Source organism: Oligoflexus sp. (assembly GCF_035712445.1).
Classification (GTDB): Bacteria; Bdellovibrionota_B; Oligoflexia; order Oligoflexales; family Oligoflexaceae; genus Oligoflexus.
The window spans coordinates 63762-81418 of record NZ_DASTAT010000068.1; the positions used below are offsets into that span (position 1 = coordinate 63762).

The following is a 17657-nucleotide window of genomic DNA, read 5'->3' on the forward strand; positions in this document are numbered from 1 at the left end:
GCAGGCCAGGAGCCGGCGCACGCAGTCTCACCCCGCTCGGAACCAGCTCTCACTGGCAATTTTCTTGCATTCCCGGTAAAAAAATTCCTGGATCATCTCGAAGGGGGGCCCCATGCAACGTACTTTGGACCGACTTCCGCCTTATCTCCGGGCATACTGCACCGAACACGACACCAGCAAGTACACTGCGCGTGATCACGCCGCCTGGCGCTATATCATGCGTCGGGCTATGGACTTTTTCCCCGAGCACGCGGTCAGCACCTATGTGCCAGGCTTCAAAAAAACCGGCCTGCGGGTGGATCGCATTCCCCATGTCGATGAAATTGATCACGCTCTCCAGGACATCGGCTGGGGCGCTGTGCCTGTCGTCGGCTTCATTGCGCCCTGGGCCTTCATCGAATTTCAGGCCCGCAAAATCCTGCCGATTGCCACTGATATGCGAAGCGTTGAACACATCGCCTATACACCCGCGCCGGATATCGTGCATGAGGCCGCTGGTCACGCGCCCATTCTTCCCGATAAGGACTACAGCGATTATCTCGCCTATTACGCCTCCCTCGGCTCCAAGGCCATCTATTCGAAACAGGATCTGATGCTTTACGAAGCCGTGCGCTACCTTTCCGATATCAAGGAAAAACCGGAAAGCACGGCCGTGATCATAGACGGGGCCGAGCAGCGCCTGCAGGAAGCCCTGAAGGCTTTCACGTACACATCCGAGCAGGCGCTGGTGGCCCGCATGAGCTGGTGGACGGCCGAGTATGGCCTTGTCGGTTCCCTCGAAGCGCCGAAGATTTACGGAGCCGGTCTTCTGTCGTCGGTCGGTGAATCGAAGCACGCGATGACCAGCAAGGTGAAGAAAATTCGCCTGAACCTCGATTGCATCAAGTATTCGTATAACATCACCGAACCCCAGCCTCAGCTTTTCGTCGCCGAAAGCATGCAGCATCTTCATGATGTCCTGCATGAACTCGACGCCATGCTCGCCTATCGCATCGGCGGGATCGAAGCTTTGAAACGCGGCAAGGAAGGCGAAGCCGTTTGCACGGTGGAACTCAATACCAAAGTCGGCATCACGGGACGCCTGACGGAATTCGAAGCCGTCGGTGATCGCGTGGACTTCATCAAATTCGCGGGCCCCGTACAGATCAGCTACGAAAACCGGGAAATGGAAGGCCAAGGCACCGCCCGCCACGCCCATGGCTTCAGCTCGCCGATCGGCCGCCTCGCCGGTCACACCGATCGCGCACTGGCGAGCATGAATGACAATGAACTGCGGGAATTGGGACTCGCTGTGAATCAGAATGCGAAGCTTCGCTTTGCCTCGGGTTTTGAAGTCAGCGGCCGCGTCCTGCGTCTTCATCGGGAAAAAGGCCAGCTCGTGCTGGTCACCTTCACCGACTGCTCCGTCCGCAAAAGCGGTCAGCTTTATTTCGATCCGGCCTGGGGCGAGTTTGATATGATCGTCGGTGATTCCGTACCCTCGGTGTATGGCGGTCCTGCCGATCGTGAAAAATACGGTGAGCAGGAAATCACTCCCGCCGCGACCACGCCGGCGCGCAGCACGCCCTTCACTCCGGAAGAGCTGGATGGAATCTCGTGCTATCAAAAACTGCGGGCCTTGCGGGATCATCTCGCGCGTCCTGGAGCTGATAAAAAATCAGCCATGAGCGAGCTTGAGCAGCTTGCCGATACTGTTGGAAAGCATCATCCCAGTGAATGGCTCCTGCAATTGGAAGTCTACGAACTGGCCCGCGAACATCTTGACTCACAGGGTCTGACGTCAGGCTGGGTTCGCCAGCTGAGCCAGCGTCTTGAGCCTTCGAAACAAGCGAGTGATGATACAAGAGAACTTGTTGCGGAAGGCTTGAAACTCCTCCATTAAACCTTCATGCCGGTCTTCACGGCCGGCCACTTTTCTCTGCGGAATACCGAACAAAGCTGCAAGCTCACGTCATCTATATTATGCTGCTTTCGGTCGCTCATGCCTTCATGCAGAGTCCCGCGACGCAGCCATGCTAAGCCTCAAGATTCGGATGTCTCATGACACGTCAGAGCAGCTCTACTCCCATCGACCTCAATGCCATCCTAGCTGGCGGGGGCAAGATGGGTGTCCTTATTCGCAGCTTTGACTGGTCCACGACTCCCCTGGGTCCGATCGAATCCTGGCCCCAGAGTCTTCTCACGTCCGTCAGTATAATTCTGAATTCCCAGCATCCGATGTGGATCGGCTGGGGTCCGGTTAATACTTTTTTATATAATGATCCCTATATCGACGTGCTCAGCCTCGCCAAGCATCCCTGGGCGCTGGGCCGTCCCGCTGCTGAAGTTTGGGCGGAAATCTGGGACATTTGCGGACCGCTCGCTGATAAAGTTTTTCAGCGGGGTGAACCCTCGTTCGTGAGCGATGTTCAGCTCTTTATGAGCCGCGGTGATTGCCTCGAGGAAACCTACTATTCATTTTCCTATAGTCCCATCCGGGACGAGACAGGCAGCGTAGGCGGACTTTTCTGTCCATCGGCGGAAACAACGGCGAAAATCCTCAGCGAACGCCGTCTTGCCACGCTATCCGAATTATCGGGCCGGGCCCTTTCCGAAAAATCCTCGGATGCTGTATGGAAAGCCGCGGCGGAAGCCCTTTCCAAAAATCCTGCCGATATTCCCTTCGCTCTCCTTTATCGTCTGTCCAGCGATCGGAATCAAAGTCACCTCATGGAGCACTTCGGTCTGGATTCCGCCACAGGACTCCTTTACGAAGATCTGGATGTGCATGGCAAGGCTGAAGGTCAACTGTGGCCGCTGCAAAGCGTAGTGGATTCCCTCCATCCTCAGGTCTGCGATCTGAGTGGAATTCCACACAGGCCCACGGGCCTTGCCCAGCAGACCGTGCACGAAGCCCTGGTGCTGCCTATCGTATCACCGGGACAGGATCAGGCGTCGGGTATTTTGATTGCCGGCATCAATCCATGCAGGAAGCTCGATACTGAATATGAAACCTTTTTAAAGCTCGCAGCCAATCAAATGGCGGCCGCACTTCAGAGCGCGGAAGCTTATGAAAGCGAGAAGAGTCGGGCCGAGAAGCTGGCTGAACTCGACCAGGCCAAGACCCGCTTCTTCAGCAATATCAGCCACGAGTTCCGTACGCCACTGACGCTGATGCTCGGGCCCCTCGAAGATATTCTAGCGAAGCCTGATCTTTCGCCTGACAAGGTTCGCGAGGAAGTTGAAGTCGCCCATCGCAATAGCCTGAGACTTCTTAAGCTTGTGAACACTCTCCTCGATTTTTCGCGGATTGAAGCGGGCCGCATCCAGGCTCGCTACGAGGAATTGGATGTTGCAACGTTCACGACAGACCTCGCCAGCATGTTCCGCTCCACCATTGAACGGGCGGGACTCAATTTATACCTGGAATGCCATGCGGTCCAGCATCCCACCTTCATCGATCCTGATATGTGGGAAAAAATCGTTCTGAACCTTCTCTCCAACGCGTTCAAGTTCACGCTGCAAGGCGGCATCACCGTGCGCTTGCATGAGGCGGATCAAACTCTGATCCTGACCGTCAGCGATACTGGAATCGGCATTCCGCCCGAGGCTCTGCCTGATCTTTTCAAACGCTTCCATCGCGTGGATGGAGCCCGCGGCCGCACCCACGAAGGCAGCGGCATCGGTCTGGCCTTGGTGCATGACCTTGTGCATCTGCATGGCGGCACGATCGACGTTCAGAGCATCCCAGGAGAAGGCACCCGTTTTCGCATCATGATCCCAACCGGCTCGTCGCATCTGCCCGCGGATCGTATCGTCAGCCAGGGTCAAGGCTCGCGAACGACGCGGGCTGCAGCGTATATCGAGGAAGCCCGCCGCTGGCTCGGTGGTCATGGTGAGACGCTTCCTCCGTCTCACGATATGGATCCACGCTTCAAGATGACCAGCGGCGCGCGCGTTCTTCTCGTCGATGACAACGCCGACATGCGGGAGTATTTGCAAAAAATCCTGCAGCAGAACTGGACGGTGATGACCGCATCGAACGGTGCGGAAGCCTGGGAGATCGCGCGTGCAACCGTCCCGGACCTTGTGCTGACCGATGTGATGATGCCCATCCTTGATGGCTTCGGACTCTTGAAAGCGCTGCGCGAGGATCCTCGAACGCGGCTTATTCCCATCATTATGCTTTCCGCTCGCGCGGGTGAAGAATCCCGCGCCGAGGGGATGGAAGCCGGAGCGGATGATTATCTGGCCAAGCCCTTCAGCGCTCGCGAGCTCCTGGCCCGCGTCGGCGCCAACCTTGAAATGGCCCGCATCAGCCGTGAGGCTCGTGAGCGCGAGCATATGCTGAGGCGGGAAGCGGAAGAGGCTCATGCGACCACGCTTGCCGTCCTGGAAAGCATCGGGGACGGCTACCTGGGACTTGGTCCCAACTGGGAAATTACGGCGTTTAATGTGCAGGCGGAAAAAATCAATGGTCTCCGCCGCGAGGATGTTCTAGGCAAAACCCATTGGGAGGTTTGGCCTGCCTCCGTCGGCACGTCTTTGGAGCAGGAATACCGACGGGCTGCGATTGAAAGAAAGCCCCGCGTCATTGAGAATTTTTATGAGCCTCTGGGCCGCTGGTTCGAAGTCAATATCTATCCCGCCAAGGACGGCGGCATCTCCTGCTTTTTCCGCGATATCACCGAACGCAAGGAAGCCATGCTGCGGCACGACCTCGCGAGGCGGGAACTGCAGAGCATCTTCAAACATGCGCCGGTGGGCATGGCGGTTTTGGAAGGCGCGGATTACACCTATTCCCTTGTGAATGATGAATTCATCAAACTCTGGACGGGTTCGTCCGACGTTCTCGGCCGCACGTTTCTTGATGTCACCCCGGATGCCAGGGAACAGGGTTTCCTGGCGATTCTCGATCGCGTGTATCAGGGTGGACAGGCGGAAACCATTCACGATATGCCGGTCCGCTCTCGACTGACCGATGGCCGCCTTCAGGAATTCCACGTGGCCTTCGTCTATGCGCCGAAGCTGGATGACAAGGGTCGGGTCACTGGCGTCGTGGCGATCGTGATCGACATCACCGCGCGAAAAAAAGCCGAGCAGGAACGCGAGAAGCTCCTTGCACACCTGACCGAAGTCGATCGACGCAAGGATGAATTCCTCGCCGTGCTGTCCCATGAACTCCGGAGTCCTTTGAATGTGATCGGGGGGCATGCGGAACTCCTGCGCTATGAAGAGCCCGGCACGCAGGAATTCATGGATTCCCTGGATGCGATTGAACGCAATACCAAGGCGCAGACCCAGCTCATCTCCGACCTTCTGGATATCTCCCGCATCGTAACCGGAAAATTCCTGCTCGATGTCAGCAGTTTCGCCCTGACTCCCGTCGTGCATGCCGCGGTCGATGCCGTTCGTTTCGGAGCGGAATCCAAGGGCGTCCGCATCAATCTGCAGCTCGATCCTCGGGTCGATTCCTTTATGGGCGATGCCATGCGCGTGCAGCAGCTGATATGGAATCTTCTGTCCAACGCTGTGAAATTCACGGCGCCGGGCGGCTCTGTGACGTTGGCCACCGAGCTTTTGAATGGCGCCATTGCCATCCGCGTGAATGATACCGGCAAGGGCATCAGTCCTGATTTCCTGCCTTATGTCTTCGATCGTTTCCATCAGGAGGACGCGTCGAACACCCGTAAATTCGGGGGTCTTGGTTTGGGTCTGGCCATCGTCCGGCACATTGCCGAGCTGCATGGGGGCTCCGTCGCAGCCAGCAGCGAGGGCCGGAACAAGGGTTCGACGTTTACCATCCGGCTTCCGGTTCGCATTCATAACCCGCATGAAGTTTTGGATGATACGGCCGAGGAAAAAAGCCTGCAAAGGGCAAGGAGGCCTCTGGAGGGCCTTAGCATTCTGGTGGTCGATGATCAACAGGACGCGCGGGAGATGGTTTCCAAAGCCTTTCATCACATGGGCGCCATCAATAACCTTGCGCCGTCCGGTGCGGCCGCCCTGGAACTTCTCACCATCAAAAAATTCGATGCGATCGTCTGTGACGTCGGCATGCCCGAGATGAATGGACTTGAATTCATTCAGCGCTGGCGGGCGATTGAAAAAGAACGGCAGCTGACGATCACCCCGGCCATTGCCTTGACGGCCTATGCCAGCGAGCAGGATCGGCTGGAAGCGCTGGAAGCCGGTTTTCAAGCCCACCTCACCAAGCCCATGAGGATTTCCGAGCTGAGCAAGGCCGTCGCCGCCATCTGCAAAGACGCATTGGATAATTGAGAGTTTTTTGGGTTTCGCCCCAAAACAGGAAATTACAGGAAAAAGAGCTTGCTCCGATAGACACTTATCAACTGTCGAGAGGAAGCCCTGCCGTGCGACGTATGGACCCGAAAACGCCCAGTGAAAGTTCCGTGATCATGACGCAACTGGTTCTGCCTGAGCACACCAATCCGCTCGGCTCCATCTTCGGGGGTGTGATCATGTCCTGGATGGATATCGCCGCCGGGATCTGCGCGCAGAGGCACAGCCGGACCGAAGTCGTCACGGCTGCGGTGGATACCCTTCATTTCTTAAGTCCAGTGAAGATCGGCTGGGTCGTGACTCTGAAGGCCACGGTCAACTACGCCCGCACATCCAGCTGCGAGGTCGGAGTTCGCATTGATTCTGAAAATCCGCTGACCGGTGAGCACTTTCACACAGCCAGCGCTTACTTTACGATGGTGGCCCTTGGCAGTGACAAGCGTCCGACCAAGATCCCCCCGCTCCGTCCGGAATCAGATATTGAAAAGCAGCGTTTTGAAGAGGCGGAATTCCGCTGGCAGGAGCGGCAAAGGCTCAGGAAACAGGCGAAAGACTGATCAGTCTTCCGCGGTGTTCACCATCCATCCGGAAAAGCCATCCAGGAATTTTTTAAAGCCGTCCAGATGCTGCAAGGGAAACTGATAACGCTCCGGGTGCTCCAGCACTCGGTAAAAGCAGGCGAGCCACTCCCTCCGATGCGCTTCCGTGATGCGGAAGGGCAGATGCCGGGCTCGCATGCGCGGCGGCCCATAGGTTTCCATATAAATCGGCGGGCCACCGAGAAGTCCGATGAAGAACAGAGCTGATTTTTCCGAAGCCCGCACGAGTTCCCGCGGAAACATTCCGGCAATCGCCGACCGTCCGAGCCCTTCATAAAAATCGCGCAGCATCGCTTTGATATTCTCATCACCCATAAGGCCATAAATCTCGCGACTTGGAGCTGCCGCACCATTCGGACCTGAATCGGGCACATGAAGCGGAGAATCCGCCTTTCGAAAGAACTTTTCGCGCATGCAGAAAACCTCCGCTTGAGGCTTAGTCCTAGCCGGCCCCCGGGTTTTCGTCAACACTCTTCCGACTGAGAGCGGCAAAACGAGCCCCCCTCGACCAGGATTCGGTGGTGAAGACCAGGCACATAAATTTTTTCCTGCAACAAAATTTTTTTTCAAGCGTCATGACGTTGAATCTTCTTTTAACTTGGAGATAATTCTATGCAAGGACGCTTGAGTTTCGCCAAAACAGGAATCATCGCACTTTTCCTTTCTCTGACCGCACAGTCTTCTCTTCATGCGGACACAGCGGCTGCAACGGTCGGTTCCGATCCCGAGCAACTCCACGGAGCCAGCTCTGAATCGCTCGACCTCAGAGCCAACACCTACATCGCCGTCTACTACTCACCCGCCAACGGAAATTGGGGATGGGGACGTTCCAACGATTTGGAGTTGGCCAAAGCCATCGCGCGTGGTTACTGCAATGACAACAGCTGCCAGTACATCTTCTGGACGCAAAATGCCTGCGCCGTGCTCGCCGTCGGATCCGATCGCGGCTACGGCTGGGCATGGAACACCGACCGCCTCGCTGCCGTTCAGAATGCTCTGCAGAACTGCAGTAACTTTGCTTCGAGCTGTAAGGTTGTGTTGAACGAGTGCACCTGATCCCACTGACGGGGTTTCCGGGGCAGGCTCATCCTGCTATGAAGCGGCCGTAAGGGCCGCTTTGTAGCCTGGGACTAACCCAGCCATTTATCGGCCAGGGGACAAATGGCTCTTGCTCACACTCTCATCATCTTGCTAGTCTTCACTTTTGCCGAGCTCTTTACCTTCGAGATCAACATCAGCATGCTCAAAGAGAAGATACGTTCGCAAGTGGGCAGGGTAACACAGATAGCCGCAGCCCTTGCCAATGGCGCCGTCACATTCATAGTCCTCAAGGCCTTGAACAGCCTTGTTCCTGATGCAGCGCTTTTCTCGCAGGTCACAACAGTCTTCCTGCTCTTCTCGCAATATCTCACGGCGCTCGACCTTGGGTCTCATGCGGAATTTTTACGACTTTTTCCGCGCCTTAAGTCATCAGAAATACCAGCTGCCCTTTCCAATCTCTTCGGTTTTCGTTTTATTTGCTGTCTTGTTGCGATTGGGATTTCTATTGCGCATGGTCTTGTGGCAGGATTTTCAGGTCCGGTTTTCGTCTCCTTCCTTCTGCAGGCCAGCACTCTTCTGCCCCTTGCTGCACTTTCGGTTTGGGACAGCTATCAAATCGCCCAGGGCCATCTGGTTAAAGCCATTCTCTTGCGCATGGGCCGGCTCGTGGCATCCCTCGTTTTCCTGCTTTACTGGATACTCAGCCCTTCGCCACAGGTGATCCCGTCCTATGTAAGCTTCGCACTTACACTTTGGTTCATGGCGCTGGTATGTTTCTTCATGCTTCCTGTCATGCGAACACTCCGTCCCACAAGGCAGGCTTCCTATTCGGGCTTTTTAAAAACCAGTCTCTTCGTAGGTGCCGCGACCGTTGTCGCCCTCCTTTTCCATGCCGTCGCCGTCAATCTTATCGGAGAGACGGGAATGGCCCGCATCAACGTCGCGATTGCTATCATTACACCGTTGATGATCGTTTTCCAAACGCTCATCAGCCTCGCTCTGACCCATATCTTTCATGCCGAGAATCCATTGGCCTATCGTCGCGCGACACGCAAGACCCTCTTGAAAATTACCCTGCTCGCACTCGCGACTACCTGCGTACTGCTCCTAAGCTGGAAGACAGGAATTCTGAACTTTGTCTTCCCGCAGTCGCTGAGCTTCTGGCATGTTTTGGTTTACTATATCGGCCAGCTGGGCGCTATTTACGCCGTCCCTTACACGGCGTTTTCGATTCACTCGGAAAATCAACGGGCCGGAATTCTGGTATACCTCGGCCTGGGAGGCCTGGGTTTAGGCCTGCTCCCTCCCATGATCCAGGCATGGGGGGATTTGGGCTATTTGCTGTTTATGAATGTCTATTGGCTGGCCGTAATCCTGATTTTTTATGGGATGCTGCGCTTGCGAAAAGCAGCCTAAGCCAAATCTGATGACAGTTGACATCCCCCCTGTTATCATTTCAGCCACTGGAAGGCATTCTTATCCAAAATAGCACAGTGCCAAACACGCTTGGCTTTAGCACAAAGAATAAAAATGAGTCGATTGAAGTCAATCCCAGCTCTTCTGACAAAGCCTGAGTACCTTTTCCAACCTGCTCAGATTTTTAAACGCTTCGCAAGTAAATCAACGGAAGAGACAGCTGTCGTTTCATTACCCTGGGGCATTTCCATGCGCGTTTTCCCCGGTGATGCGATCGGGACAGCGATCCTGAATTCCGGCGTTTACGATATGGCCCTCTGCGAAGCGATCTTCCGCCTTGTCGATGCTGGCGACACCGTCGCCGATGTTGGCGCAAACATCGGGTACACGGCCAGCTGTATGGCGACAGCTGCGGGTCCGCAAGGCAAGGTTCTGGCCTTCGAACCCATGCCCGAACTCTACCAAATCGCCAGTACCAACATTGAAAACTGGAATCATGCACTGACCGCGAAGGTTTTGCTGGAAAATATAGCGCTGTCGTCCTCGGCGGGAAAGATGGCGATCTTCGTTCCTGAAGAGTTTGCGAAGAATCGCGGCATCGCGACGATGCAAAAGCCCAGCAGCGGTAGTTCCACCTCTCTGATGGTGGATGTCGCACGTTTGGAGGACAAGATACCCGCGAATGGACTGGGACTGATGAAAATTGATGTCGAAGGCCATGAGCTGGATGTTTTCAAGGGAGCCGAGAATCTCTTGCGCGAGCATCACATCCGCGACATCATTTTTGAAGACCACGGTCTCTATCCGTCGCCCGTGTCGAGCTATTTGGAGTCTTTCGGTTATACGATATTCACTCTGCGCAAGGGCATTTTCAAGCCCCATCTGCAGGACAAGAAAGCCCGCGGCACGAGCGTTTACTGGGAAACGCCAAACTACATCGCAACAGCTGATCCGGAGCGCTGCCGCAAGCGTTTCAGCAGGATGGGCTGGCTATGCTTGAAATCACGCCGAAGCTGAAGGTGCCGCTATGCCTTTGGCGCCACCTATTATTTTTGAAGAAGAGCAGCTGGGTCCGAGCGTTACCTTATGCTGCTGGAATATGAAGTATTGACTCAATGGCATTCGGAAGGGCTCGTACCAACGTTCCGAGGTAAACGGCCCCACGAAATGATCCCCGAGCAGGTCTTTTCTGACAAAAAACGCGTTCACTCCGGTGACATTGCATGCGACCAAGGCATAGCCTTGACTGCCCTTGTTTTGCAAAATATTCTCGAAGCATTTGAGCGAAGCTCCGAAATGATCGTCGCCGAAGTTTTCGACTGCATCATCCACGGACCAGTCTATCTGAGGCCCGAAACGAGCATTATACTCCACGATGATGACGCGAGGGTTGATGACGTTGATCGCCTGCAGAACGAAAGCGTCTTTGCTGTCAATATCAAGGGACAAAAGATCGATCTCGCCACTGAAATGCTTCTGTATGTAGCTGTTGATGTTGTTCTTGTCGATGAAGACGTTCTCCAACTGCAATTGATTCCGGAATTTTTCTGCGCATAGTTTTATTTTTTCACTCGCTACGCCTTCAATCCAAAGGCCTTTCCAATTCTGATACAAAAGAGTCAGCGTATTGCATTCGCGTCCATCGCCCACGCCGATCTCAATGAAGGAATGATTCTTCACTCCAATTCGCCTGAAAATTTCAGCGATGATGCCATCTTCCTCGTTCTGAGAAAAATATTTCTGGCCGAAATGCAGCAAGGCCCTGGGATCCTGGTATTTTGGCTGCTGCAGAATCTGCCTGTAAAGGGATTCCGTGATCGCTTGATAAGCAAATGTTTTGGGCAGGAACGCGTTGAAAAACTTTAGAAAAATGGTTCGGAATGCGTCTTTAAAAATCACGAAGGCCTCTTGTCAGAAAAATATCGGTTGTAAGCTCGTAATGTTTGCTCTGCGATCACCCGCCAAGAGTATCGGTCTTTGATTTTTTGGGCTTGCCCTTTGCCATTCCTGCTATCGTTCAGGGCTGCTTTCAGTGATGTCGCAATACTTTCCACATCAGCGTTGCACATAAAACCCAGGTCACCAAAATATTCACGGACGGGCGGACATTCCGTCACGACCAGATTGCATCCGTTAAGACCTGCTTCGAGGCTTGATAATCCTGTTGTTTCCCAGTGACTGACTAAAGCATGGACGTGAGCGGCAGCATAGGCATCCAGAAGGGTCTGGTGATCGACCTTTCCAAGATAGCGAACCGTACTGGCTGTGGAAATCCTGTCCATGACCTGCGAGCTGTATGCCTGCTGTTTACCTTCACCCAAAGCACCGATCAGAATAAGCTTCACCTTGAGCCGGTCGGCGGCCTCGACAAGATTGAAGGTATTTTTTCGATCTTCAATCCGGTGGACGGACAGGACGAATTTTTCCCCAGGCTTCAGAAAATTGGAGAGCTTGCTATAGAACCGATTCGGATCTCCACCTTGAAACGTTTCATCGACGCCATTAGGGATTTTCTCGATTTTCCTGGGATCCATGCGACAGATCCTCGCAAGCTGGTAAAGCTCTGAGTCGGAGTTAGGAAAGATCCCAGACGCCAGGAGCAGAGTCTTACGCAGATCATAGGCGTAGGTTTTGGGGATGAAAGCCGATCCCTGCAGGTAGGCAGCCTTCAAACTCGAATTCCAAAAAATCACAGGCGATATGAACATAGGCTTTCGGTCAGCTGCAGCCTGCGCCAAATGCAAATTATTGGGACCAAAAAAGTGGTAGACATCGGCCCATTCGCGCTGTGTTCTGGATTCGAAATCAAGGTATTCAACGTCGCAGCCAAGCAGCCTCAAATGTTCGATGGTCTTCTGAATCTGAACTTCCTGTCCGCCAACCATAAAACTAAAGGGGATGTTTGGAACAACAACAACTTTCATCTTTCACCATATTTAGAAAAGCACATGATGACTTGAAAAAATCATCGCAGGGTATTGGTTATGGAGTGAAGCCCTTCAATAAGCGTCGCATTTTAGCCAATACAGGGGGTGCTAGCAATCTATAAGGTAAAGTTCGCAACCTGCATTCTGTCACAAGCCTCACCAGTCCACGACAAGATGTCATACCCTTAAAGATAAACTTTCCAGTGGCAGAGAATTGTTGACCGCTTCGTATCCTGAAGGGACCGTTTGGGGGGGGGCAAAGAGCAAGGTCCATGATGCAGGATCCAGAATCGAAGGAGTTCTGTTTCCGCCTCTGCATCGCTATCAAACTCGCCCAGGCAACTCACAGTAAAGATTCCAGCACCCACCCTGGAGCCTTGCATCCACCGGCGTCAGCCGCTTCTGGTCCTCATCAATCATGGACACCTGAAAACCTTTTTCCGTCAGCTGCTCCAAAAGCTCGGCAGGCGTCGTGCCTGCTCGTTCCAAAGCCGCAGCGTTCGATTCAATAAACAAATAAAAGGGCCCGCGCTCGCGCACCTGGCGCCAGAAGGCATCCCCACCTTTCAGCACATCCAGCTCCGCGCCTTCCACATCGATCTTCATCAGCTGCGGCAAACCCTGCGTTTCCGCAGCCAGTTGATCGAGCGAGGTCGCGGTGATCTCCAGAGTCTTCAGCTTCTTCGGGTCTTCAAGCTTCACAAGGCTTGAGACATCCGATTCCATCTCATCACAGAAAAACTGCAGATGCCCTGGCTTCGCGGCAACCGCCAGCTGCTGGGCCTTGATGCGACTGTCCAAACGATTTTTTTGAACGTTACGCTGAAGGAAAGTATAAGTCCGCGGATTGGGTTCAAAGGCCAGAACCGGCCCCTTGAGTTTTCGGGCCGCCAGAAGACTATAAACGCCCACATGCGCCCCGATGTCCCAGAAGCTATCGCATCCCTCAAGACATCGCTCAAAAAGATATGTCATGTAAGCCTCGCGCCGGCCTTTGGACAGTTCCTTCAAAAGCCCAAAATCCTGGAAGGCCCCTTCGACCTGGAGGCCCTGAAACTGAACGGACTTGGTTTTGATCCACCGCGACAGCAGCGCCTTGCCAAAGACTCTTACCCTTTTCACCAGACCCTGTGACATGCAATATTTCCCCAAGTGCCGCCTGCATCGCAAAGGACGGATTTGAATTTCCTAGGATGGCTTTCATAACGACAGAAGTGAAGCACGAAAAGCCTCAAAACGCAAGATTTTAGCCGAACTGAGGCCCTGCTGACAGGCGTGCTTCAGGCCTTTGCTGATAAAGTTCCAGCATGGCGTCAAGGGTTCGGGCCGCGATCACTTCATTGGTGAAATGACTCTGGGCTCGGCGTCGCCCCTTGGCGGCAAGTTTTTGCGTGAGGCGCGGGTTTTCACACAAAGTCCGAAGACGCTGCGCGAGGATGGAAACATTCCCTTCCGGAAAGACGAGGCCACCGCCGCGGATCACGCGCGGAATCTCGCCTGAATCCGAGCCCAGCACGACAGCGCCGCTCAGCATCGCTTCGACGAGGATGCGTCCGAACTGCTCCTTCCAATTGCTTTTGGTATGCGAAGGCAGAGCCAGGACATCAATCTGCCGAAGATAACGATAGACGTCGGTGGATTTTTTGGACCCAAGGAAGTGCACGCGCGCCCCAACGTCCAGTCTATCCGCCGCCTGCTTCAAAGCCTCCTGGTAGGGCCCGCTGCCCAGAATAACAAGGTGAATCGGCAGATCCAAAAGCGAAGGCAAGGCCTGAATCAGGTCCTGAATCCCCTTCTCTTCCACAAGCCTTCCTGCAAAGGCTACGATAAAAGCATTCTCAAGCCCGCTGTCAGGACCGAAGACCTCGGCACGCGTTTCACTCGGAATTTTCGCAAGCGTCGCCGTATCCGCACCCATCTGCGGCAGGATATAGGCCCGCTTTTGAAAACCTTTTTTGCGCAGAATATCCAGCGCCTCCTGATTGCCGGCAATCGCCAGGGGGCAGGATCGAAAGACCAGCTGTTCAATCCAGGAGAAAGGCAGAGGGTAGTTCTTATGAATATTCTGCCAGGTATAAAAAGTGCAGGGAACACCGCGCTTTTTCGCCAACGAGAGAGCCTGGGCCGTGACGAGGGAATAGTGCTCCTCTTCAATATTAAAAACATCGGGAGCAAACTCATCAAAGGCCGCGGTCAATCCTCGATAAAGATGCAGATGATTGTGCCCGTTGAAAAGAAGAGGCAGCCGGCGTATCCAATAATTATCCCGCGCATCCGGTTCAAAGTCTTGCCCGGCCCAGTTATGCGGAACAACCAGCCCAATTTCAAAACGCGGATCCGCCGCCATCAGCTGAAATTTTTGACGATAGGATGCAGCCACATAAGGTTTCGATAGAAAGAGCACTCGGATTTTTTTCATGCGGCCCTCTCAGGCTTATGCGTCCAGGCCGGCAGATTCAAAAAGAGGACACAGAAAAGGATCACGACTCCCATCCGCACGCAGGTGTCATCGAAGGCGTTCTGCGTCAAAACTCCGAGCGAAAATATCAAAAGCGTCTGCTGCCCCGTGTTCCTTATGAACGCATCCCCTATCCATCGTTTTAGAACCCTCCAGGTCATGACCAGCCAGAATCCATAAAGGGCCAACGCAATCAACCCGCCCTCGGCCACGATCTGAATATACTGATTATGAGCCTGGTACTGCTTTTTAAAGTCCCCCAAACCGAGGCGCTCATAGTAGGGTTTGCGGAAGGCATTCCCCTGATGCACGCCATGCCCGAGCCAGGGTCTTTCCTGAATGATAAGAAGATGCGCGTGCCAGAAAGCGAGCCGATCATCCGGATAATCCGACATCACATCCTGCGCTGTCGGGTGCAAAAGATTATGAAAGCGCGCTGACACCGGATTATCCGTCACAGCAAGGCCGGTCCCAATCAAAAGCGAGGCCATCAGAGCCAGAAGACGCTGACGCCCCGAGAGCATGATGAACACATTCCCCAGCACAACGAGCGCCGCCAGCAGCTGAACGATACGCGACATGGAAAAGAGGAGAAGCATGGCCGCGCCCGCTGCGAAGCACCAGCTTTGCCAAAGGCGCGGTGATTTCAAAAGAAGGCGCACGGCGAAGGGCCAGATCAGTAGCGAAGCATAGGCGAGGCTCATAGGATGCGAATAAAAACCCTGCGCGCGGCGCGTGGTATGTTCCACCAGGGAAAGACCGGAAAGTCGCCAGGGGAAAAGATACTGACTGAAAACAGCAAGGCCCCAGATCAAGACCAGCCCAGCCGCGAAAGACAGGAGCTTTTTTTTCTGCGCATCATCCAATTTGGGAAGCAGACCCGTGAGCCATGGCAGGATAAAAAGCGGCGCGTAGCCCACAAAATAGGACCCGGGTTCCGCATGATGCTGGCTGGGACTGATCAGTGTCGCGAACACATTCCAAAGCAGAAAAGCAGCCATGCCCCCGAGCAGCCACCGCACATCACGCGGCATGGTTTGAAAGGATGAAACGAGGCGCGCGCGGCCAAGATAGAGTGCAGAGAGAAAGACAAGGGCCTGCCCGAGACTTTGAAAGGCCGGCCCGAAGGGAAACACACAGAAGAGGAGGACCAACACAATCAAAGTCGCCCTGGACGAGCCGTCATCGGAACCCTGCATTCAACCACCGCCGCTGAAAGATGAACAGTCTTCGCAATCAATCAATAACACCGGCACCCAGACAAAGATCACCGTCATAGATCACAGCATACTGCCCCGGGGCGATCCCGCCGTCGGGCTGTCCGAGTTCCACCTGCAGGCGTCCCTCACCCAGATCGCTGAGGCGACATTCCGTAGTGCGTTCGCCATGACGAATCTTCACGGTATAGAAACGATTCAAATCCGGCTTCTCTTCCAGCCAATGCATGCTGCTGATGCTGAAATTCAGCTGCGGTCTCTGCAGTCGTCCTTCTTCCGATGATACGTAGACAATATTCTTTGCAGGATCCTTTTGCACTACAAACCATGGCCCGCCGCTTAGACCAAGTCCCTTGCGTTGTCCGATGGTATGGAACCAAAAACCCTTATGCGCGCCGAGGACACGCCCGCTCGCGACGTCTATGATGTCACCGGGCCACTCGCCCAGATGGGCTTTCACAAACTCACTGAACTTCAATTTGCCGAGGAAGCAAATACCCTGGCTATCCGGACGCGCCTGAGTCGGCAGATCATAATGAGCCGCCAGAGCCCTGACTTCGCGCTTCGGAATATGACCGATCGGGAACATCGCGCGGTCGAGCTGGACGCGACTGAGTCGTGATAAAAAATAGGTCTGATCCTTGATCGGATCGACGCCTTTCAAAAGCTGCTGATGGCCGTTATGCAAACGCTGCCGCGCATAATGCCCCGTGGCAATGCGATCGTAGCTGGCATCAATGAGGTCACAGAAAGCCCCGAACTTGACGTTCTGATTGCAAAGGATATCCGGGCTCGGCGTCCGACCCGCCTTCAGTTCAGAGATGGAATGCGACACGACGCGATCCCAGTACGCGGTCTGAAGGCTCACGATTTCCAAAGGAACGCCCAGCTTTTCGCATACGCCCTGCGCATACTGAAGGTCCTCTTCCCACGGGCATTGACCCAGGTACTGCAGATCATCTTCAAGCCATATTTTCAAATAGAAGGCCTGGATTTGGTGCTTCTCTTCGCGCACCAATTCCGCCAGGGCCACCGAACTATCAACACCACCAGAGAGCAGCATGGCGATTTTCATAGAGTCATCTTCCTTCTGGTATGAGGCACCAGGACAGCCCTTTTAGCATGGAAAATTCAGGGCCGAAAGCCCTGTTTTCAGCTGAACGCTTGCCCTCGGCCATAGGCTTGCCTATCTTAAGCCGAACCTGGAACCAGGAGACGGACATGGACATGGAAAGTCACGACGCGCTTGAAGAAGGCCGCGTCAAAAAGATCACGGTAAACGAATACAAGCATCATGAGGCCGGCCTCGACCTTATTCTGAAGAACATGACGCTTTATCTTTTGAATGAAGACGACTTCGGGATCAATCCTGATCAATTTGACCCGGAGCGGCACGAGCATTCGATACCCAAGTACGAAATGGCCCGCATTTACTTGCTCGTCTGTGCGCTGACCGGGGATGACCTGGGATTTACGCCCGAGGACCGCGATGATCCCGTCTATCACATCTACGAAAAGGCGTACCATCGCTGCCTGGTTTTGGAAAGCGATCCCGAACTGATCCGGCGTCTCGACCAGATCGCACAGACCTGTGGATTTGCCCGGCCGCACTCCTGAGATTTGTCCGCGTCCCGGCGTAAAAAGTCTTGGGCCAAGGGGGAAAAGCTGTTAAAAGGGGCGCGTTCCCCCACCTTGGACCAACTTTTTCAATTGGATA

At 54.3% G+C, this 17657-nt stretch carries 14 protein-coding genes; 7 read left to right on the forward strand and 7 right to left on the reverse strand.

The features are described from left to right. The first annotated feature begins 112 nt into the window (after window positions 1-112). From VFO10_RS14770 to VFO10_RS14780, 3 genes are all read left to right on the forward strand, one after another. Entirely contained in the window at window positions 113-1882 is a 1770-nt protein-coding gene (locus tag VFO10_RS14770) for an aromatic amino acid hydroxylase (RefSeq protein ID WP_325141449.1), read from the forward strand. 158 nt (window positions 1883-2040) lie between these two features. Then, window positions 2041-6261, forward strand: a complete 4221-nt coding sequence (locus tag VFO10_RS14775; RefSeq protein ID WP_325141451.1) for an ATP-binding protein — start codon at window positions 2041-2043, stop codon at window positions 6259-6261. A 101-nt stretch (window positions 6262-6362) separates the two neighbouring features. Then, window positions 6363-6839 (forward strand): acyl-CoA thioesterase, encoded by a 477-nt coding sequence (locus tag VFO10_RS14780; RefSeq protein WP_325141579.1) that lies wholly within the window; start codon window positions 6363-6365, stop codon window positions 6837-6839. Here the strand turns inward: VFO10_RS14780 and VFO10_RS14785 are convergent, their stop codons facing one another. Next, a complete protein-coding gene (locus VFO10_RS14785) occupies window positions 6840-7295 on the reverse strand; it encodes a hypothetical protein (protein ID WP_325141453.1) in 456 nt (151 codons plus the stop codon). Window positions 7296-7493: 198 nt separating this feature from the next. Between VFO10_RS14785 and VFO10_RS14790 the strand changes: the two genes are divergently transcribed. The 3 genes from VFO10_RS14790 to VFO10_RS14800 all read left to right on the forward strand — a co-directional run bounded on the left by VFO10_RS14790 (window position 7494) and on the right by VFO10_RS14800 (window position 10355). After that, entirely contained in the window at window positions 7494-7937 is a 444-nt protein-coding gene (locus tag VFO10_RS14790; protein ID WP_325141455.1) for a DUF4189 domain-containing protein, read from the forward strand. Window positions 7938-8042: 105 nt separating this feature from the next. Next, window positions 8043-9338 carry a hypothetical protein gene (locus tag VFO10_RS14795; RefSeq protein ID WP_325141457.1) on the forward strand — a complete coding sequence of 432 codons (1296 nt, stop codon included), beginning with the start codon at window positions 8043-8045 and terminating at the stop codon, window positions 9336-9338. 249 nt (window positions 9339-9587) lie between these two features. Beyond that, the gene (locus tag VFO10_RS14800) at window positions 9588-10355 is read left to right on the forward strand and encodes an FkbM family methyltransferase (protein WP_325141459.1); all 768 of its coding nucleotides are present in this window, start codon (window positions 9588-9590) and stop codon (window positions 10353-10355) included. On the opposite strand, the gene VFO10_RS14805 is transcribed toward VFO10_RS14800, so the two are convergent. The 6 genes from VFO10_RS14805 to mnmA form a co-directional block, all read right to left on the reverse strand. Then, complete coding sequence (locus VFO10_RS14805; RefSeq protein ID WP_325141460.1) at window positions 10341-11237, reverse strand: hypothetical protein; 897 nt, start codon at window positions 11235-11237, stop codon at window positions 10341-10343. The genes VFO10_RS14800 and VFO10_RS14805 overlap by 15 nt on opposite strands. Continuing rightward, window positions 11234-12262 (reverse strand): glycosyltransferase family 4 protein, encoded by a 1029-nt coding sequence (locus VFO10_RS14810; protein ID WP_325141462.1) that lies wholly within the window; start codon window positions 12260-12262, stop codon window positions 11234-11236. Before VFO10_RS14810 ends, VFO10_RS14805 begins: the two co-directional genes overlap by 4 nt. Window positions 12263-12589: 327 nt before the next feature. Next, window positions 12590-13402 (reverse strand): FkbM family methyltransferase, encoded by an 813-nt coding sequence (locus VFO10_RS14815; protein WP_325141464.1) that lies wholly within the window; start codon window positions 13400-13402, stop codon window positions 12590-12592. A 109-nt stretch (window positions 13403-13511) separates the two neighbouring features. Further along, window positions 13512-14684 carry a glycosyltransferase family 4 protein gene (locus tag VFO10_RS14820; protein WP_325141466.1) on the reverse strand — a complete coding sequence of 391 codons (1173 nt, stop codon included), beginning with the start codon at window positions 14682-14684 and terminating at the stop codon, window positions 13512-13514. Next, a complete protein-coding gene (locus tag VFO10_RS14825) occupies window positions 14681-15922 on the reverse strand; it encodes an O-antigen ligase family protein (RefSeq protein ID WP_325141468.1) in 1242 nt (413 codons plus the stop codon). The genes VFO10_RS14820 and VFO10_RS14825 overlap by 4 nt, the downstream gene beginning before the upstream one ends. A gap of 37 nt (window positions 15923-15959) precedes the next feature. After that, the gene (gene mnmA, locus VFO10_RS14830) at window positions 15960-17015 is read right to left on the reverse strand and encodes a tRNA 2-thiouridine(34) synthase MnmA (protein WP_325141469.1); all 1056 of its coding nucleotides are present in this window, start codon (window positions 17013-17015) and stop codon (window positions 15960-15962) included. Window positions 17016-17161: 146 nt separating this feature from the next. Here mnmA and VFO10_RS14835 point away from each other — a divergent pair, with 146 nt between their 5' ends. Further along, window positions 17162-17557 (forward strand): hypothetical protein, encoded by a 396-nt coding sequence (locus tag VFO10_RS14835; RefSeq protein WP_325141471.1) that lies wholly within the window; start codon window positions 17162-17164, stop codon window positions 17555-17557. The last annotated feature ends 100 nt before the right edge of the window (window positions 17558-17657 follow it).